Source organism: Pseudoflavonifractor sp. An85 (assembly GCF_002161235.1).
Lineage (GTDB): Bacteria > Bacillota > Clostridia > Oscillospirales > Oscillospiraceae > Enterenecus.
Genome location: NZ_NFHE01000003.1, coordinates 37,880 through 57,764, shown reverse-complemented (window position 1 = coordinate 57,764; position 19,885 = coordinate 37,880). Strand labels below are relative to the sequence as shown.

Annotated in this window: 16 protein-coding genes; all 16 read left to right on the top strand. The window is 56.0% G+C overall.

Features of this window, described 5'->3' with window-relative positions; all coding sequences use genetic code 11:
- Position 1: 1 nt before the first annotated feature.
- The 16 genes from B5G37_RS02595 to B5G37_RS02520 all read left to right on the top strand — a co-directional run bounded on the left by B5G37_RS02595 (position 2) and on the right by B5G37_RS02520 (position 19,667).
- Complete coding sequence (locus B5G37_RS02595) at positions 2-1,042, top strand: glycosyltransferase family 2 protein (protein ID WP_087253473.1); 1,041 nt, start codon at positions 2-4, stop codon at positions 1,040-1,042.
- A gap of 11 nt (positions 1,043-1,053) precedes the next feature.
- Entirely contained in the window at positions 1,054-2,151 is a 1,098-nt protein-coding gene (locus tag B5G37_RS02590) for a glycosyltransferase family 1 protein (protein WP_087253471.1), read from the top strand.
- A gap of 11 nt (positions 2,152-2,162) precedes the next feature.
- Complete coding sequence (locus tag B5G37_RS02585; protein WP_087253469.1) at positions 2,163-3,218, top strand: sugar transferase; 1,056 nt, start codon at positions 2,163-2,165, stop codon at positions 3,216-3,218.
- Positions 3,215-4,450, top strand: a complete 1,236-nt coding sequence (locus B5G37_RS02580; RefSeq protein WP_087253468.1) for a hypothetical protein — start codon at positions 3,215-3,217, stop codon at positions 4,448-4,450. The genes B5G37_RS02585 and B5G37_RS02580 overlap by 4 nt, the downstream gene beginning before the upstream one ends.
- A gap of 2 nt (positions 4,451-4,452) precedes the next feature.
- The gene (locus tag B5G37_RS02575; protein WP_087253466.1) at positions 4,453-5,916 is read left to right on the top strand and encodes a flippase; all 1,464 of its coding nucleotides are present in this window, start codon (positions 4,453-4,455) and stop codon (positions 5,914-5,916) included.
- Positions 5,917-6,009: 93 nt separating this feature from the next.
- On the top strand, positions 6,010-6,858 hold the full coding sequence (locus B5G37_RS02570; protein ID WP_158099334.1) for a DUF4422 domain-containing protein: 849 nt from the start codon (positions 6,010-6,012) through the stop codon (positions 6,856-6,858).
- A 6-nt stretch (positions 6,859-6,864) separates the two neighbouring features.
- Entirely contained in the window at positions 6,865-7,881 is a 1,017-nt protein-coding gene (locus B5G37_RS02565) for a glycosyltransferase family 2 protein (RefSeq protein ID WP_087253463.1), read from the top strand.
- Positions 7,882-7,883: 2 nt separating this feature from the next.
- Entirely contained in the window at positions 7,884-8,951 is a 1,068-nt protein-coding gene (locus tag B5G37_RS02560; RefSeq protein ID WP_087253462.1) for a glycosyltransferase, read from the top strand.
- On the top strand, positions 8,939-10,087 hold the full coding sequence (locus B5G37_RS02555; RefSeq protein ID WP_087253460.1) for an ATP-grasp fold amidoligase family protein: 1,149 nt from the start codon (positions 8,939-8,941) through the stop codon (positions 10,085-10,087). The genes B5G37_RS02560 and B5G37_RS02555 overlap by 13 nt, the downstream gene beginning before the upstream one ends.
- Positions 10,088-10,130: 43 nt before the next feature.
- Positions 10,131-11,990, top strand: a complete 1,860-nt coding sequence (locus B5G37_RS02550) for a glycosyltransferase family 2 protein (protein WP_087253458.1) — start codon at positions 10,131-10,133, stop codon at positions 11,988-11,990.
- Between the two features lie 77 nt (positions 11,991-12,067).
- Positions 12,068-14,254, top strand: coding sequence for a glycosyltransferase (locus B5G37_RS02545; RefSeq protein ID WP_158099333.1), 2,187 nt, complete (start codon positions 12,068-12,070; stop codon positions 14,252-14,254).
- Between the two features lie 5 nt (positions 14,255-14,259).
- Positions 14,260-15,492: a nucleotide sugar dehydrogenase gene (locus B5G37_RS02540; protein WP_087253454.1), complete on the top strand. Its 1,233-nt coding sequence runs from the start codon at positions 14,260-14,262 to the stop codon at positions 15,490-15,492.
- A gap of 8 nt (positions 15,493-15,500) precedes the next feature.
- On the top strand, positions 15,501-16,268 hold the full coding sequence (locus tag B5G37_RS02535) for an ABC transporter permease (protein WP_087253453.1): 768 nt from the start codon (positions 15,501-15,503) through the stop codon (positions 16,266-16,268).
- A 20-nt stretch (positions 16,269-16,288) separates the two neighbouring features.
- Positions 16,289-17,944: a glycosyltransferase family 39 protein gene (locus B5G37_RS02530; protein ID WP_158099332.1), complete on the top strand. Its 1,656-nt coding sequence runs from the start codon at positions 16,289-16,291 to the stop codon at positions 17,942-17,944.
- A complete protein-coding gene (locus B5G37_RS02525; RefSeq protein ID WP_087253448.1) occupies positions 17,941-18,900 on the top strand; it encodes a glycosyltransferase family 2 protein in 960 nt (319 codons plus the stop codon). The genes B5G37_RS02530 and B5G37_RS02525 overlap by 4 nt, the downstream gene beginning before the upstream one ends.
- Positions 18,901-18,902: 2 nt before the next feature.
- Positions 18,903-19,667 carry an ABC transporter ATP-binding protein gene (locus B5G37_RS02520; RefSeq protein ID WP_087253446.1) on the top strand — a complete coding sequence of 255 codons (765 nt, stop codon included), beginning with the start codon at positions 18,903-18,905 and terminating at the stop codon, positions 19,665-19,667.
- Positions 19,668-19,885 lie beyond the last annotated feature (218 nt).

Below are 19,885 nucleotides of genomic sequence, written 5' to 3'. Positions count from 1 at the left end.
AATGGAAGAAAAACGGATACAAGTCAGCGTGGTGGTGCCGGTGTATCAGGTGCCGCTGGAGCTGCTGCAGCGGTGTCTGGACAGTTTGAAGGCTCAGACGCTGCATGAAATCGAAGTGTTGTTGGTCTTTGACGAGCCGGCCAGGAGCTATCTGCCTGTGGTGGAGAAGTACCGGGGGGTGTTGGACCTTCATGTGCTGGAACAGGCCCATGGGGGCGTGTCAGCGGCTCGAAACCTGGGAATGTCTCACGCCCGGGGAACCTGGGTTTCCTTTGTGGATTCCGACGACTGGATTAACCCGGACATGCTCTCTGGCATGGCTGGGGAAGGAGAGAGCCAGCAGGCGGACATCGTCATGGCCCAGCACGTCATGGAATATGGCACGGTGTCTCAGCCACGTACCTATCTGCCCCAGCCTCACCTGTTTGAAGGGGAGGAAAAGAGGCAGTTTGAGTGTGATGTGCTCAAGCCCCAGACCGGGGCGGGCTTTGTTACCGCAAAACTCTTCCGTCGCAACATGCTGGAGGAGGGGAATCTACGCTTCCGGGAGGACCTGTCCGCCGCGGAGGACGCGGAGTTCATGTTCCGCGCTGCGTGCCAAGCACGGCGCATCCTGTGCCTGCCCCAGAACGTATATCACTACTGGTTCAACACAGGGTCGGCGGTGCGGGCCTACCGTCCCGACTATGCCCAGCGGTACATGCGTTCCATGGAGGCCATCCAGGCGGACTTGGAGGCCATGGGAGATCGGGAGTATTGCCGGGACGCCTATGACAGCTGCGTGCTCTATCATTTGCTGCTCATTGCTGTCAACGACTCCTTCCACCCGGGCAATGGGCTCAGTGGCGCGGCTCAGCGGCGGGCTTTTCGGGCCATGGTGGCACAGCCCATCTTTGCCAAGGCATTGAAGCACATCCATTACGGAGATTTCTCCACCACTCGGAAAATCACCCTGTTGTGCTTGCAACTGCGGTGCTACTTTGGTGTGGAACTCATTGCCAAGGTGCGCCACTGGCAGTTCCACAGATACGCAGGGAAGTAAAGGACGAGACCATGAAGAAGGTATTGGTATTTGGTATGACGGAAAACCCCGGCGGGGTGGAGAGCGTCATCATGAATTACTATCGGGCCATCGACCGCAGTCAGGTGCAATTTGATTTCCTGTGCAATTCTCAGACGGTGGCCTATGAGGATGAAATTCGATCCCTGGGTGGCGAGATCTACAAGATTCCCGCCCGTCGGGACGGACGAGGGGCCTTTGCGCAGGCGTTGGACCAGTTGATGGCCGCTCACGCCAAGGAATATTGTTCCATTTGGGTCAATGTGTGCAGTCTGGCCAACATCGACTATTTGAAAGCAGCCAAGAAGTACGGCATCCCCAAGCGCATCATTCACTGCCACAACGCCGACAACGGAGATAGCTTCCTGCGGGGACTGCTGCACCGATACAACCGGGGTGTGGTGCGGAAGGTGGCCACGGATTTCTGGTCCTGTTCAGATGAGGCGTCCAAATGGTTTTTTGGCGCCGATATTGTGGGCCATCCCCGGTATCGGGTAATCCCCAACGCCATTGACGGCACACGGTACACTCCCAATGAGGCGCAACGAAAGGAATACCGCCGCTTGTTGGGGGTGGAAGACGCTCTGGTGGTGGGCCATGTGGGCCGCTTCCACTTCCAGAAAAACCACAATTTCCTGCTCCAGGTTGTGGCGGAAATGAAGCGCTTGGAGCCCAAAACCCGGCTGTTGCTGGTGGGGCAGGGCAGTGAGATGGAACCCATCCGAGCCTTGACGGCCCAACTTGGTTTGGAGGACACCGTCCAGTTCTTGGGGGTGCGCTCTGACCTGGAAGGGCTGTACCAGGCCATGGACGTATTTGTGTTCCCCTCCAAGTTTGAGGGGTTGGGCGTGGTGCTGCTGGAGGCTCAGGCCAACGGCCTACCCTGTGTCACCTCCGACGTGGTACCCCACCAAGTAAAAATCAATGACAACCTGCACTTTTTGCCCCTGGAGGACGGGGCCCAGAAGTGGGCGTCTTTCATTCTGAACCAGGCTGTGCGCCAGGGTAGGGTGGGGCAGGAGCAGTTCATGAACTCCCCCTATAACATGGCCCGACAGGCACGACTGGTGCAGGGGCTGTTGAGCGAATGAGGGAACGGACTATGAGACGATATTGCATTGTGGAGCGGGACTCCCATGAGTTCCACGCCGGGTCCAAGGCACGCAACGATGTGGGCCAGATCCTTACCCAACAGGGATGGACGGCCCTGCCGGTACACCGCAGCCAAGGCAAGGGGATTCCGGACAAACTGAAGATGGCAGCGGTGACTTGGATGGAGTGGAGGAAGGTGTCCCGCACCGTGGCGCAAGGGGATACCTTGCTGGTGCAGTACCCTTTGGACATGTATCCCAAGGTCAGCCGTCTGGCCATTCCCTTCCTGCGCAGCATGAAGGAGAATGGGGTTCAGATCATCATGCTCATTCACGACCTGGACAGCCTGCGGGGCATCGAGGGCAATGGAGAGCGTCAGTTTTTGGAGACGGCCGATGTGCTGGTGGCCCACAACCAGGTGATGGCGGAGTATTTGTGCGAGCGGGGCTACGGGGATAAAGCCATCCGAACCCTGGGCCTGTTTGACTATCTGGCCCAGGATGTCAGCGCAGCCTGCAACACCGGCGACCCCTGGGAGGTGGTGGTGGCAGGCAATCTGATGCCCAACAAGGCTGGATATGTCTACCGCCTGGATCAGCTGGACTCCAAGGTGCGCTTCCGCCTCTACGGCCCCAATTATCAGCAGGGTGCACCCCAGGCTGGGGTGAAATACTGCGGCCAGTTTCCCCCTGAGCAGCTGCCCCAGGTACTGCGGGGAGGCTTTGGACTGGTGTGGGACGGTGATCGGATTGAGACCTGTTCCGGTGTGTACGGCCAGTATCTGGAGTATAACAACCCCCATAAGACGTCGTTGTACTTGGCTTGCGGTCTGCCGGTGATTGTATGGGATCGCTCTGCCATTGCCACCTACGTGGTGGAGCATCGCTTGGGAATCGCGGTGGGTAGCTTGGCAGAGTTGCCTCGGCGGCTGCAACACATGAGCCGGGAGGAGTACGCTGCTCTGTGCCAGGGAGCCCGGGAGATGGGAGAGCGGCTGCGCCGGGGCGATATGCTCCGCCGTGCCCTTCGAGGCCATCCTGGCGCCGAGGATGAGGTGAGTGGATGAAGACCAAGGACGTTGTGCGCCCAAATCTGTTCTGGTGCGCTTTTTTGCTCTATTTGGTGGCGACTACCCTGCAATTTAGCATGATTACGGAGCTGTCGGCTGTGGCTAAGGTGCTCACCTTGGCTCGCTATCTTTCCTTTGCTCTGGCAGGGGTGAAAATTTTGTGGGACTGGGTGCTGCTGGGCCTGGGAGAGGGGAAACGGTGGTCCCTCACCCGTGAGGCCATAGGCTGTGCTTTGAAATACGCATTTCTAGGCGGGATTGTGCTGGTGGCAGTGGTTACTTCCAAGGATACGCTTCCCTTGTTTGTGCTAGCTCTTCTGCTGGCCTCCAAAGATGTGGAACTGGACCGGATTTTTGCGTTGGCGCTGCCGGCCCAGATGGCCGCTCTCGCGCTGGTATTTGTCTTGACTCTGCTGGGGGTGCTCCCGGACTTGACCTATGTGCGGGAGGATGCCACCGTGCGCCACTCCCTGGGATTTACCTATCCCACGGTGGTGATGACCTACTTCTTTTTCCTGTTGGTGTGGGCCATGTGGCGGCGCAAGAAAGGCATTTCGCCTCTGGTGGGCGTGGTGCTGCTGGCTGTCAACGGAGGACTGTACTACCTCACCGATGCCCGCAATGGGTTTTTGATCTCCTGTGTGGTGATTGTGGTGGAGATGATCCTGGGGCAGCGCCACCGATGGGAGAACTGGGCCAAGTGCCTGAGAGAGACTCGGGCGTGCCAAGTGGTGTGCCGGGTGGTGCGGTTTGGCTATGAATACTGCGCGGTGATCCTGTGCGTTTTGTTGGCGGGGCTGTGTATCCTCTATCCCGCTCAGCCGGCGGCGATGCTCAACACACTGCTCTCCGACCGCATTCGGCTCACCGCCCAGGCGGCTGCCAACTATGGCATCCACGTTTTGGGCAACTCCATCCAGTGGGTGGGATATGGCGGACGTATAGATTGGGAGTCCATTGGCTCCAGCTACAATTTTGTGGACTGCTCCTATTCTTTGACGTTGTTCAACTATGGCGTGATCTTCTCTGCCTTGGTGCTGGTGTTGCTGGTGCTGTTGGGCAAACGGCTGTACAAACAGGGGAACTGGAACCACTGCTTCCTCTATCTCATGGTGTTGGGATGTTGCTTCATTGAGCCGCGACTGCTGGAAATTCACCTGAATCTCATTTTGTTTGCAGCGGCTCCTCTGCTGTACACCTGTCCCAAGTGGCTGGGAGGGAAAAGGTAAGTATGGCCCGCATACAGTCGGTAAAATTTAATTTTGTCATGAACAGCATCCTCACGGTGTCTGCCATGATTTTCCCCATCATCACCTACCCCTATGTCACTGGTATTCTGGGGCCCCAGGGGATTGGTACGGTGTCCTTTGCCAACTCGGTGGTGACCTATTTCTCTATGTTTGCCCAGCTTGGCATTCCCACCTATGGCATTCGGGCCTGCGCCAAAGTGCGAGACAACCGGGAGGAGCTGTCCCGGGTGACCCAGGAGATTTTGATCATCAACCTGATTACCTGTGTCATCTCGTATGTACTGTTTTTCATCACTGTGCAGGCTGTTCCCCAGTTGCGGGAGGAGAAGACCCTGTATCTGGTGATGAGCACCATGATCTTCTTCAACAGCATTGGGGCAGAGTGGCTGTATAAAGGCATGGAGCAATACCACTACATCACCCTGCGCTCGGTGCTGTTCAAGTTCATCGCCCTGGTGGGCATGTTTCTGCTCATTCACCAACCGGGGGACTACGTCATCTACGGCGGCATTACCATTTTTGCCTCTGTGGGCTCCAACCTCCTGAACCTGATCAATTTGAAGTGGCTGGTGGATGTGCGCCCTGTGGGGAACTACAACTTCCGCCGCCACCTGCGACCCATCTTCGTGTTTTTCGCCATGTCGATTGCCACCACGGTGTACACCAACATGGACAACGTGATGTTGGGATTTCTCAAAGGCACCACGGAAAATGGCTACTATGATGCTGCGGTGAAAATCAAGAACATTCTGGTGGGCGTGGTGGCATCGTTGGGCACAGTGTTGCTGCCCCGAGTGTCCTACTACGTGGAGCAGGGGGCAAAACAGGCCTTTGCCCGCATGACGGAGCGGGCGTTGCGCTTTGTCTTTTTGGTGTCGGTGCCTCTGTGCCTGTACTTTATTCTCTTTGCCCGCCCGTCTATTTACCTGTTGTCAGGTGAGGCCTTTGAAGCTTCCATTTTGCCCATGCAGCTGATCATGCCTACCCTGGTGTTCATTGGCCTGAGCAACATCATGGGAATTCAGATTCTGGTGCCTACCGGCCGGGAAAAACAGGTGCTGTATTCGGAGATCGCCGGAGCGGTGGTGAATGTGATTGTCAACTCCATGCTTATTCCCAACTTGGGCGCTGCGGGAGCTGCCATTGGCACAGTGCTGGCGGAAATTACGGTGCTGGCGGTACAGGTCATGGCTCTGAAAGGGGAGATTCTCCCCGCTTTGGGAAAAATCCCATATCTTCGCACCTGTGTAGCCGTGGCTGGTGCCACGGCAGCGGTGTGGTGGCTGATGGGAAGTTCGCTGCACCCACTGGTGGTGCTCATGGCCTCTGCAGTACTTTTTTTCTCCGCCTATGGGGTGCTTTTGTTGCTCATGGGGGAGCGGATGGCACGGGAAATCTGGTCCCAGGTGTGGGAAAAGACCGTGGGAAAAGTGTTGAAAAAGTAAATAGAATCTGGTATAATTCGTTGGATAAATACCAGCGAGGACAAAAGGAAGCTGGCGCATCCCGCCAGCTTCTCTTTTTTGGGAGGGAACCCAGTGTCTGAGATCAAATTATTTGTATGCTGTCACCAGGCCGGCCAGCGAGTTCCGGCCCATCCCCTTCTGTGCCCGGTTCAGGTGGGGGCGGCATTGGCACAAGAGCATTTTCCCGGCTTTGCCCACGACGACGAAGGGGAGAACATTTCGCAGAAAAACCGCTCCTATTGTGAACTCACCGCCCATTACTGGGCGTGGAAAAATGTGCAGGCGGGCTACTACGGATTTTTCCACTACCGCCGCTACCTGTATCTGGACGAGCACGCCAAGCGGCCCTATCGTCTGGCAGGGGAGCTGACGGCGGAAACCCTGGAGCCTCTGGGCTTGGACCAGCTGGGAAGCTGGCTGGAGGGGAAGGACTGCGTGGTGCCTCTGGGGGAGGACATGCACATCTCGGTGCGGGAGCATTACGCCAAGGCCCCCTATCACCACGGCAAGGATTTGAAGCTGGTGGAGGAGATCGTGGCGGAGCAGCATCCGGACTATGTGCCCGCCATGGAGGAGTACTTCTCCGGCACAATGTGCTATTTTGGCAATATCTTTATCATGAAAAAGCCCCTGTTTGACCAGTATTGCGGGTGGCTTTTCTCCATTCTGGAGGAATTTGACCGCCGAGCGGACACCACCGGATATTCCACCCAGGAGTTGCGGGTGGACGGGTACCTGGCCGAGCGGCTGCTGGGGGTATACGTCACCCATCTGCGAAGCACACACCAGACCCAGGTGTTTGAGTTGCCTCGTGTGCAGTTTGAACCCGACCAAACCAAGCTGCGCAAGCGGCAGCTGCTCAACGCCCTGCTTCCCCCGGGAAGCCGTCGGCGGGCATGGGTGAAAAAGGGGAGAGGATGAGATACCATGGAACCCTGTGTGATTTCTGTGATTATCCCGGTATATAACATTCAGCAGCACCTGAGAGAGTGTTTGGACAGCGTGCTGGGGCAGAGTTATGCCAAGCTGCAGGTGATCTGCGTGGACGACGGCTCCACCGATGAGAGCCCTGCCATTTTGGAGGAATACGCCCGGAAGGACCCTCGGGTGCAGGTGATTCGGCAGGCAAACGCCGGACCTGGCGCGGCCCGTAACACCGGACTGGAGGCCGCAACGGGAGAATATCTGATTTTCTTGGACTCGGACGACTGGTTCGAGCCCCATTTTCTCCAGCGCATGGTGGACACAGCCCGGGAGACCGGGGCGGAAGTGACCATCTGTCGAGCGGTGGAGTTTGACACCAACTCCGGGCGGGAACTGCCCTCCGAGTGGATGATGAAAAAGCAGTACCTCCCCGGCAAGCTGGCCTTTGCGCCCCAGGAGATGGCCGACCACCTGTTTCAGTTCACCTATGGCATGCCCTGGGACAAGTTCTACCGCCGGGAGCTGCTGACCACTTCGGGCATCCGCTACCCGGCCTTGAAAAACTCCGAGGACCTGGCCTTTGTCTACCCCACTCTGTTGGCGGCAAAGCGGCTGGCCGTGGTGGATGAGGTGCTCATTCATCACCGTATCAACCGCATGGCCTCGGTGTCCAACAGCCGCTGCGGCCAGCCAGAGGCCCCCTATGAGGCTTTCCAGATCGTCAAGGAGTATCTGGAACAGCACCAGCTCATGGACACCTACCGCCGCAGTTTCCTCAACTGGGCCATGGAGTTTTTGGTCTGGCACATCAGCAACATGTCCCAGCGGGACATTCAAAAGCAATATCTCAACACCCTGCGCCACCAGTGGCTGCCCCAGCTGCATTTTGAGGAGCATCCCGCCAGCTACTACGAGAGCAAGAGCTGCTACGCCAAGTATCTATTGGCCCGGTATGCCCCTTATCCCGTGTTTGCTGCTGTGGTGAAGGTCTACAAAAAAGCCAAAAGTGGGGTGCAGTAAGCATGGAGAACATTCAAATTTCCGTGATTATTCCGGTCTATAATACGGAAGCCCACTTAAACACCTGTCTGGACGGGGTTTTGAGCCAAAATATCCCCCACCTGGAGGTCATCTGTGTGGACGATGGTTCCACCGACCGCAGTCTGGAGGTACTCCGCGCATACGCCGCCCGTGACAGCCGGGTGGTGGTACTCACCCAGCAAAATTCCTTTGCAGGGGTGGCACGCAACCACGGCCTGGAGATGGCAAAGGGGGAGTACGTGGCCTTTTTGGACTCGGATGACCAATTTCTGCCCGGAGCCTTGGAGGGGCTGTATGCCCAGGCCAAGGAACATGACCTGGACGTGATCAAGGCGGGCTTTTCCTATGTGGAGCCAGGGGGAGAGCCCTACACCACCCTGTACTCCACCTTGAGCTGCATCGGCAAGGGTCAGGCCAAGCGTGTGATGCGCTTTGCTGACTTGCCCCTGCGGCTACTGCAAGTGCCCGACGTGCCCTGGAATGGCCTATACCGCCGGGCATTTTTGGAGCAAAACCACATCCGCTTCAACAACCTCCGGTGCATCAACGACCACTCCTTCTGGATTGCCTGTCTCATCCACGCTCAGCGGCTCATGGTGACCCACACCCCCGTAGCCTGCTACCGAGTGGAGCAGAGCACTTCTCTGGTGGGGCGCAAGGCGGCCCATTTTCACTGCCAGCTGGAGTCCTATGGAATCGTCCGGGAGATGGTGAAGAATCTGCCGGACAAGCTGCGCCGCGCCGTCATGCGCAACGAGCTCAACGGCATGTTTGGCTGGTATGAGCGGCTGCGCCCCCAGGCCCCCGACGTGGAGGGGCTGGACCGACAGGTGGCGGAGTTTTTGAAGCAGTTGGACGAGGAAGAGGTGGGGGTGAAGTTCCTCCGCTCCTTCTCCTATAGCGGTTCCTATTTCTCCCTGCGCTACGGCCAGTCTGCCCCCAAGCGCCCCAACCCCCTGGTGCGGGCGGTGAGCTGCTGGCAGGACCACGGGTGGAAATACACCTGGGAGAAGCTGCGCTCGAAAGGAGAACAGACATGGGTGCGATAAAAAATGCTATGAAAAAGATTTTACCGCCTCCGGTATCTGCATTCAATCGGGAAGTGGAGCGGCTGCTGGAAGCTCAGGAGAAAAGTGCACAGCTGGTGGCCCAGTTGTCCTTGCAACTGGAAGAACAGAAACGGCAAATCGCCCATTTGGAGGCCCAGGTGGAGAAGTGCGCGTCCCTGTCTGCCTCCATCCAATGGAAGCAGACCAAGACCCTGGAAAAGGTGGAGCGGGTGCGCAAGACGGTGTCCCAAGTGCATGGCAGTGTGGAAAATTACCAGTACTACGCCAATCTGAGCCCGGAAGCCTATCGCTCTGAGCTGCAAGAGTGGTTTTTCGATTTGATGGGCCGGAAGTTGAACCTGGACAATCCCAAGACCTACAACGAGAAAATTCAGTGGCTCAAGTTGTATGACAGCACACCCTTGAAAACCCGTTTGGCGGACAAATACCTGGTGCGGGATTGGGTGAAGGAGAAGATCGGAGAGCAGTATCTGGTGCCCCTGCTGGGAGTGTGGGACTCTTTTGACGAAATCGACTTTGATGCTCTGCCCCAGCGCTTTGTCCTCAAGGCCAATCATGGCTGTGGATGGAACCTGATCGTCAAGGACAAAAGCCAGCTGGACCTGGAGGATGCGCGGGAGAAGTTCAACACCTGGATGGGCCTCAACTACGCCTTCTGCAACGGGTTTGAGCTGCACTACATGAACATTCCCCCCAAGATCATTGCAGAGGAGTATCTGGAAAACAACGACCAGGACCTGTACGACTATAAGGTGTTTTGCTTTGCAGGAAAGGCCCTGCACGTGATGCATGTGACAGATCGAAGCGTGGGGAGAAAAATGACCTTCTACGACACCCAGTGGCAGATGCAGACCTTTGCCCAGGGCAGTCTCATCGGCCATGAGGCGGCGCCTCGGCCCCAGCGCCTGGAGGAGCTGATAGAGGTGGCAGAAAAGCTGGCACAGGGGTTTGCCCATGCGCGGGTGGACTTCTATGTGCTCAACGATGGGACACTGAAGTTTGGAGAACTGACTTTCACCCCGGCCAGCGGCACCTGCCAGTGGAATCCGCCCCAGCTGTACGGCGATTTGATCGTGTTGCCGGAGAAAAGCCCGGTGCCGGTGCTGAAACCGTGACCGGATGCAGCATGGAATGAACAAAGAAGAATGGAGAAGAGAAATGGAACCTAAGGTTTCGGTGATTATCCCGGTATATAACGTGGAGCAGTACCTGGGGGAGTGCCTGGACAGCGTGCTGGAGCAGACCCTTCGGGACATCGAGGTCATCTGCGTGGACGACGGCTCCACCGACCGCTCTTTGGAGATTTTGCGGGAGTACGAGAAGCGCGACTCCCGGGTGAAGGTACTCACTCAACCTAACACCAATGCCGGAGCAGCCCGCAATCACGGCTTGAAGTACGCCAAGGGCAAGTACCTGTCCTTTTTGGATTCGGACGACTTCTTTGAAGCGAACATGCTGGAAAAGGCATACCAGCGATGTGAGCGGGATGACCTGGAGATTGTGGTGTTCCGCTCGGACCAATACGTGCAGCAGACCAAGAAGTACCAGCCTGCGCCCTGGACCATTCGCAAGGAGCTAATCCCGGCCAAAGACGTGTTTTCTTTCCGAGAGATTCCCAAAGACCGTCTGAAATGCTTTGTGGGCTGGGCCTGGGATAAGCTGTTTTTGCGCAGCTTTGTGGAGGAGCACCAGTTGACATACCAGGAGCAGCGCACCACCAACGATATGTTCTTTGTCTTTGCCGCCCTGAGCCAGGCCCAGCGGATCGGCACCATGGAGGACATCCTGGCCCACCAGCGGAAAAACTCCACCGGCACTCTGTCGGTGACCCGGGAAAAATCTTGGGACTGCTTTTACCATGCCCTCAACATGGTCTCCGACTTTTTGAAAAAGACGGGGACCTGGGAGTGGATGGAGCAGGATTTTGCCAACTATACCCTCAACGCCACATCGTGGAATCTGTCCACCATTGCAGAGCCGGCCCGGAAAAAGCTGTACGACAAATTGCAGAAGGAGTGGCTGTTCGAGTTTGGTGTCCATATCCACCCGGCGGAGGACTATTACAACCAGACGGAATATCAAACGGCGTTGCGGGTTATGGCCCTGCCCTATGATACTTACTTCGAGAAAGAGCCGGAGGAATCTATGGCTGTGGCTCCCTTGGCGGAGAAGACTGTGGTATCTGTGCTCGTTCCCTCGTGCTTGGGGGCCGGATCCGTGGAGGAGACCTTGAAGAGCCTGTGCGCCCAGACCATGGAGGGTGTGGAAATTCTCTATGTGGACGGGGGCAAGGACCAGGCCGCTGTGGAAGCGGTGGTGGCGGTGGCGGCCCTGGACCCCAGAGTGAAGGTGATCCACGGGGGTCAGGATTTGGAAAGCCAGTTCAAGGCTGGCCTCCAGGCTGCCGCAGGCGCCTACGTCGGAATGGTACGCCCTGGCGATTGGGTCAAACCCAATATGTATGAGGAACTCTGGGAGGCTATGAAAGCTGCCGATGTTCCGGTGATTTTGGCCGATTGCTTCCAGTTCCAGGGGGATAAGGGAAAGCCCACGCTGGAATATTGCAGAATGAGCACCCATGGGGAGGCCTACGGGACGGTACTCAGTCCCAGCCAGTACCCACAGGTGTTTTGGCAGGGCCAGGATATCTGCTGTGGCATGATGGACCGGACGCTGCTGGACAAGGCCCTGGAGGGCCAGGTGCAGCAGTATCGGGATCTGTGGCTGCAGGTCTATGTCCAAGCCCAACGTCTGTTTGTCATGCGCAAGCCCTACTACTTGTGCCGCAGCCAGAATGGCAGCGGCGCCCAGCCAAGTAACAGCCAGCAGGTGAGCAACCTGCAAAAACAGGTGCGCCAGTTGCAACAGGAGATTCGAGACGTGCAGAGCTCTTGCTCCTATCGGATTGGACGGCTTCTCACCTTCCTTCCCCGCAAACTCCGAGGCGGGATGCGGTGTGTCCGGGAAAACGGCGTGGCATACACCTTGGGAAGATTCAAACAGAAGCTATTGGGCTAAGAGCAGTTGGTAGGAGAAGATAGAAAAGAAAGGTTGGATGACTCCCCGCAGCAACGGGGGAGTGTATGGTGAAGAACATGAGTGACGAATTGCAAAGAGTTTCCAAGACAGAGCAAGGCGGGGAAACCTCCGCTCCGGTGCTGTCGGTGATTATGCCCTCCCTCAACGTGGGAGCATACATCGAGGAATGCGTGGAAAGCGTGTGTCGGCAGACCTTGCAGGATATCGAGATTCTGTGCGTGGATGCCGGCTCCACCGACGGTACCCTGGAGAAGATCCAGGCTTTTGCCCAGAAAGATCCCCGGGTTCGCATCATCCATTCGGACAAGAAAAGCTACGGCTATCAGATGAACCTGGGCCTGGATGCAGCCAGAGGCGCGTACATCGGTATCGTGGAGACGGACGACTGGATCGAACCGGATATGTTTGAATCCATGTACCGGGCTGCCAAAGAGCACAACGCAGATGTGGTCAAGTGCAATTACTACTGGTACACGACCCAACAGGGCAAGCAGTCCAAACCCTTTGAGAATCTGGCCAAGTGCACATACGGGAAGGTATTTTGTCCCCGCACCGACGACCGGACTATTTTTACCACCACCCCCGCCATCTGGAGCGGTATCTATGCCAAGGACATGCTGACCCAGCAAGGCATCCGGTTCCACGAGACGCCCGGGGCTTCCTTCCAGGACACATCGTTCCACTTTATGGTGTGCACGGTGTCCCAACGGTGCTTGCTGCTGGATCGCTACCTCCACCACTACCGCAAGGACAATGCCGGGTCTTCGGTGCACTCCAAGGGCAAGGTGTTCTGCGTCAGTGATGAGATGCACTACTATGAGCGGTTTTTGGAGGAGCATCCCCAGTACAAGGAGGACATTTATTCCTTCTACCTGGCTCTCAAGTACGAGAAGTACCGCTGGAACTACTCCAGACTGATGCCGGAAAATCAGTGGGAGTTTATGTACCTGATGCACACGGAGTTTGAGGCCGCGTGGAAGGCGGGACTGCTGGATCGCAACCAGTTCTCCGCCGAAACATGGGAGCAGGTCAGCACCTTGGCCACCACTCCGGTGCGGTATTACCGCAACACCTGCAAGGTGTACTCCGCACGCCCGGAATTTCATCAGATTTTCCAGGATGAGCTGTTGGTGGAAAGCCAGATCAAGCACCCCAAGGTGTCTGTGATTGTGCCTATTTACAACACGGAGGACTACATTGGGGAGACGTTGGACAGTGTGTTGAACCAGACCTTTCCCGAGGTGGAAGTGGTGTGCGTCAATGACGGCTCCACCGACGGGACCATGGACATTCTCACCGCTTACGCCAAACGAGACCCCCGCATCACCCTCATCAGTCAGGCCAACCAAGGACAGTCCACCGCGCGCAATGCCGCCCTGCGCCATGCCAAGGGTGAGTACGTGATGTTTTTGGACAGCGACGATATGCTGGACCTGAGCGGGGCAGAGGTGCTCTACCACAGAGCCCAGCGAGATGGGTTGGATGTGTTGTACTATGATGGAAGATCCATCTACGAAACGGAAACCCTGAAGAAGAACCATCCCTTCTATGAGACGGCTTACGAGTACGATGCCGATGTGCCCGATGTGCTCACAGGGCGTGATCTGTTTTTGATGATGAGGAGGGACCGGAAGTACCGGGTGTCCCCGTGTCTGGGCCTGTACCGCCGGGAATACTTGATGGAGCATCAGGTTACGTTCAAAGAGGGCATTGTGCATGAGGACAACCTGTTCAGCATGGTGACCATTCTTCCGGCGCAGCGGGTGTCCCATGTCCGGGATCAGATTCTCATCCGTCGGGTGCGGGAGGGATCTACCATGACGGTGCAGAAAAACTTCATGCACCTGTATGGCTACCTGGTTTGCTTGCAGGAAATCACCCGGTTTATTCAGGCCCAGCCCTATGATGAGGAACTGTACACCGCAGTGTCCGAGGAATTGGACAACATTATGCGGTGTATGCGCGGGGACTTTGCCAAGATTGCCGACACCCAAGCGTGTATCAAGAAGTTCTCTGCGGTGGAACGGCTGATGCTGGACAGCATCCTGTACGGCAAGAACGCGCCCAAGCAGGTGGATGGAGAAGCGGCTCTCATCCGCGCCTCCATGACCTATCGCATCGGCAGCTTCTTCACCTTTATTCCTCGCAAGATTCGGGGTGGCATCCGCTGCTTCCAGGAGCATGGCATGGACTACACCGTCCGCCGTTTCAAGGAAAAAATTGCACATAAGTTTGGGAGATGACAGGAATGAACATTGCCATTGCCGGAACCGGCTATGTAGGTCTGGCAAACGCCATTTTGTTGGCCCAGCATCACCACGTCACTGCGGTGGATTTGGTGCAGGACAAAGTGGACGCCATCAATGCCAAAATCTCTCCGCTGGTGGATGCGGAGATTGAGGACTATCTCAAAAATAAGAACTTGGACTTGACCGCCACCACCGACGGAGAGGCAGCGTACGCCCAGGCGGATTACGTCATTGTCTCCACCCCCACCAACTACGACCCGGTGAAAAACTACTTTGACACCTCTTCGGTGGAGAGCGTGGTGCGCCTGGTGATGCAGGTCAATCCCAACGCCATCATTGTGGTGAAATCCACCGTGCCGGTGGGCTTTACCCTGGGCCTGCGAGAAAAGCTGGGGTGTGAGAACCTGATTTTCTCTCCGGAGTTTCTCCGGGAAGGTCGGGCCCTCTACGACAATCTGTACCCCTCTCGCATCATCGTGGGTGCGCCTTTGGACGATTCTCGCTTGAAGCAGGCGGCGGAGACCTTTGCCGGACTGCTGGCGGAGGGAGCGGAGAAAGAGGATATTCCCATCCTCATCACCAACCCCACTGAGGCGGAGGCGGTGAAACTGTTTGCCAACACCTATCTGGCTCTTCGCGTGTCTTTCTTCAACGAGCTGGACACCTACGCTGAGGTGCGTGGGCTGGACAGCCGCCAGATCATTGAGGGCATCGGTTATGACCCCCGCATCGGCAACTACTACAACAACCCCTCCTTTGGTTACGGTGGTTACTGCCTGCCCAAGGACACCAAGCAGCTGCGGGCCAATTACGACCAGGTGCCCAACAACATCATTTCCGCCATCGTGGATGCCAACCACACCCGCAAAGACTTCATTGCCGAGCGGATCCTGGAGAAGGCGGGCTACTACGGCCCCCACGGAGAGGGGAGAGACGGCACCCCCGGCAACCCCTGTGTGGTGGGCGTGTACCGTCTGACCATGAAGGCCAATTCGGACAATTTCCGCCAGTCCAGCATCCAGGGCGTGATGAAGCGGCTGAAGGCCAAGGGGGCTGAGGTGGTCATCTATGAGCCCACCTTGAAGGAGGACACCTTCTTCGGCAGTCGGGTCATTCGTGACTGGCAAGAGTTTGTGGACATGAGCCACGTCATTGTGGCCAATCGCTACACCAAGGATTTGGAGCCGGTGATGGACAAGGTGTACACCCGGGATCTCTACTTCCGAGACTAGGAGTTGCTATGATAGAAAAGCTGAAACGCCACCAGTTCCTCTTTGAGGAACTGGTGAAGCGAGATTTTATGAAGAAGTATAAGCGCACCGTGTTGGGCATGGCCTGGAGTGTGCTCTCGCCGTTGATGATGCTGTTGGTGATGCGCCTGGTGTTTACCCAGTTCTTTGGCCGGGGCATGGAGCATTACACCACCTATCTGTTTTGCGGCAACCTGATTTTTTCCTGCTTCAATGAGTCCACCAGCCAGGGCATGACCTCTCTGATGGGCAATGCCAACATCTTTACCAAGGTCAATGTGCCCAAGTACCTGTTTTTGCTGTCCAAAAACGTGCAGACCCTTATCAACTTTGGCTTGACGTTGGCGGTGTTCTTTGTCTTTTGTATCTTGGACCAGATTACCTTTACCTGGAAGTTCATCTTGCTGCTCTATCCGGTGCTGTGTCTGGTGCTGTTCAACATCGGCGTGGGTATGGTGCTGTCCGCTCTGTTCGTCTTCTTCCGGGACGTACAGTACCTGTGGACCATTTTCACCCAGCTTCTGATGTACATGTCCGCCATCTTCTACACCGTGGACATCTACTCTCCCCTGATGCAGAAGCTGTTTTACCTCAACCCGGTGTACACCTTCATCTCTTATTTCCGTAAGATCGTCATCTATGGGACCATCCCCACTCCGTGGCATCATGGGTTGATGCTGCTGTATGTGGTGTTGGCTCTGGGGATTGGATGCTTCATTTACAGGAAGTATAACACCCGGTTCCTGTACTACGTATGACAGAGCAAAGGAGTATCGAGATGAGGAAAACGGGAAAAAAGCAGTATGTGGTGTGGCTGGCGCTGGCGGTGGTGCTGCTGGTCCAGACTGTGATGATGGTGTATTTCGGCACACAAAAGTCGGGATATCACTTGGATGAAATGCTTACCTATGAGCTGTCCAATTACCCGGAGATGTATTTTTCCAGAACCGAAGGATTTGTGGGCAGTTGGGTGGATGGGCAGTTCTTCCAAGATGCCCTGACTGTGGACGGCCTGGGGGATTTGGACTACTCCATTGCCTATCGAAACCAGCAGAAGGATGTCCATCCTCCGCTGTATTACTTTATCATCCACACTGTATCTGCTCTGTTTGATGGCAGGTTGAGCAAGTGGGCCGGGATTCTTCCTAATATGCTGTGTTGTCTGCTGGCCACAGTGTTGCTCTATGCGGCGGCCAACCGATTGATGAAAAATCGGGCATTGGCTTTGATTACTGCAGCAGTGTGGGCGTGGAGCGTGGGCGGGATGAGCACAGCGGTATTCATTCGCATGTACGCCCTGCTCACATGTATCATCATGGCGTTGGTGTTGCTTCACTTGGAGGCCTTTGACAACGTGCGCCAAGGTGTGCTGAAGAAAACCACCATGGCGGGACTGTTTTTGGTCACCCTGATGGGAATTTTGACCCAATACTACTTTTTGATCATTTGCTTTTTCTTGTGCGGAAGCTTTTTCTTGTACCTGTGTATCAGCCGCAGATGGAAGTTGGTGCTGCAGTATGCAGTGGTGGAAGTGGCGGCCCTGTGCGCTGCGGTGGTGCTGTTTCCCACCATGCTCTACCACATCTTTGGCGGCTACCGAGGCGAAGAAGCGTTCAGCAACATGGTAGAGGGCGGGAACTTTCTGACCAGTATCAAAACCATTGGCACCGCCATCAGCAGACAGGTGTTGAACGGTTGGCTCAAAGAGGGCGTGTTGGTTTTGCTCCTCTTGCTGGTGGCCTATCTGGTGCGGAGCCGCATTGCGCCTCCCCGGCGAGGCCGCAGAGACAGCCAGGGCGAAAAGAAGGTGCCCCAGGGATGGACGGTCACGGATGGACTGGTGGCCACGGTGGCCGTGGTGGCCTTGGGATACTTTGCCATTGTGGCCAAGGTAGCCCCTTACAAGACGGATCGTTATTTCTTCGGTATCTACCCCTTGTTTGCGCTGTGCCTGGTGTACCTGACCTACCGGGTTTTGCTTCTGTGGGTAAAGAAGCCCCAGTGGTGCGTACTGGCTGTGGCTGTGTTGAGCTTGGGTATCACGGTGGCGTCTTATCAGATGCAGACGGTAAACTACATCTACGCCCCTTATCAGCAGCGCCAGGAGGCACTGGCCCCCTATGAAGGGTACCCGGTGGTGACCCTGACCATCTATGCGTCGGGGGATTACTCTGCGGATGTGTTTGCCATGGAGTTCCCCATGTTTTCTCAGGTCTATCGCTGTAAAAACGGGGATTATGCCGGCGTAAAACAGGCAGCGCAGACCCGAGATATCGGGGATGGATTCCTGCTATATGTACAAGACTACAAGAATATGACCCATGAAGCCATTCGCGAAGCGTTGGAACAGCAGGTGAAGCTGGATCAATTCGAACTTTTGACAGAGGCAGGATGCCGTGTCTATTTCTGCACTCTGGAGGAGGCCACACCATGACAATCACTGTAATCGTTCCTTGTTACAACGAGGAACAAGCGCTGCCATATTTCCTCCCTGAAATTCAGCGTGTGGCTCAGATCATGAGGGAGCAGTACGCCGCAGAGTTGGAGGTGTTGCTGGTCAACGATGGATCCAGAGACGGCACTCTGTCCCTGTTGCGCACCTATGCTCAGCAGTATGAAAATGTCCGTTATCTGTCCTTCTCCCGGAACTTCGGCAAGGAGGCGGCCATCTATGCAGGGCTGGAACACGCCAAGGGGGACTATGTGGCCATTATGGATGCGGACATGCAGGATCCCCCGGCGCTGCTGCCCCAGATGTATGAAATTCTCCAGAACGAGCCCTATGACTCCGTGGCCACCCGCCGGGTGGACCGGGCCGGGGAGCCTCCCATTCGCAGCTTTTTTGCCCGCGCCTTCTACAAGCTCATCAACCGCATTTCGGATGCGGACATTGTGGACGGCGCCCGAGACTATCGCCTGATGAAGCGGGCCATGGTGGATGCCATTTTGTCCATGAAGGAGTACAACCGTTTCTCCAAGGGCATTTTCGGCTGGGTGGGCTTCCGTACCAAATGGTTGCCTTATGAAAACGTGCAGCGGGTGGCGGGGGAGACCAAGTGGTCTTTCTGGAAGTTGTTTCTCTACTCCATTGAGGGTATTGTGGCCTTTTCCACCGCACCTCTGGCCATGGCCTCGGTATTCGGAATTCTCACCTGCCTGTGTGCCGCTCTGGCCCTGTGCTTTATCCTGGTGCGTACCATTCTGTTTGGAGACCCGGTGAGTGGATGGCCCAGCATGATGTGCGTGATGCTCTTTTTGGGAGGAATCCAGTTGTTGTCCATCGGTGTGATTGGTCAGTACCTGGCGAAGACCTATCTGGAAACCAAGCGTCGCCCCATCTACATCCTGCAAGAGAGCAGCGATGAGAACCAAGAGGATGAAGAGGTGTAACGATGAGTATTTTGGAAGTGAACAACGTCTCCATCCGGTATATGACGGGGGATTTCAAAGATATCGGCATCAAGGAGTACATCACCCGTCGTCTGCGAGGCAAGTACGAGGTGAAAAAGTTCTGGGCGGACAAGAATGTCACGTTTACCCTGGAAAAGGGAGATATGCTAGGCATCATTGGCACCAACGGAGCGGGAAAATCCACTCTCTTGAAAGCCATTTCCGGCATTATGGAGCCCACCGAAGGCTACGTTAAGCGGGAGGGCACCATTGCCGCCCTGTTGGAGCTGGCCAGCGGCTTCGATGGTGATTTGACGGTACGAGAGAACACCTATCTCCGTGGAGCCATGCTGGGCTACACCCGCAAGTTTATGAACGAGATGTACGACCAGATCATTGCGTTTGCCGATCTCAAGGAGTTTGAGGATCGCCCGTTCAAGCAGCTATCCTCGGGCATGAAGTCCCGTCTGGCCTTCTCCATTGCCTGTCTGGTTCAGCCGGACATCCTCATTCTGGACGAGGTTCTGTCTGTGGGTGACGGCGCCTTCCGGAAAAAGAGCGAGGAGAAAATGAAGGAGATCATCTATGGCGGGGCTACCTCCATTCTGGTCTCCCACTCTCTGGATCAGGTACGGGAGATGTGTACCAAGATTTTGTGGCTGCACAAAGGTCACCAGATTGAATTTGGCGACGATGTGCAGGGCATCTGCGACCGATACCAGGAGATGCTGGACGGAAAACGAAAGATTGAAGTCCCCGCCGATTAAGGCGGGGAGGAAATGGGCTGCGTCGTATGGCGTGGCCCGTTTTTTCTAGAATGTACCCAGAGAACATAGGGGAGTGAAAATTTACAATCTATACAAAATTTGGGCTACACAAAAACGATTCCATATGGTATAATCCCAGCAAGACAGGGAGAAACCCCTGGCTGACAGACCTACCAATCGCATCCTCTTCGGCCAGAAGGGGGTAGCACCCACATGTA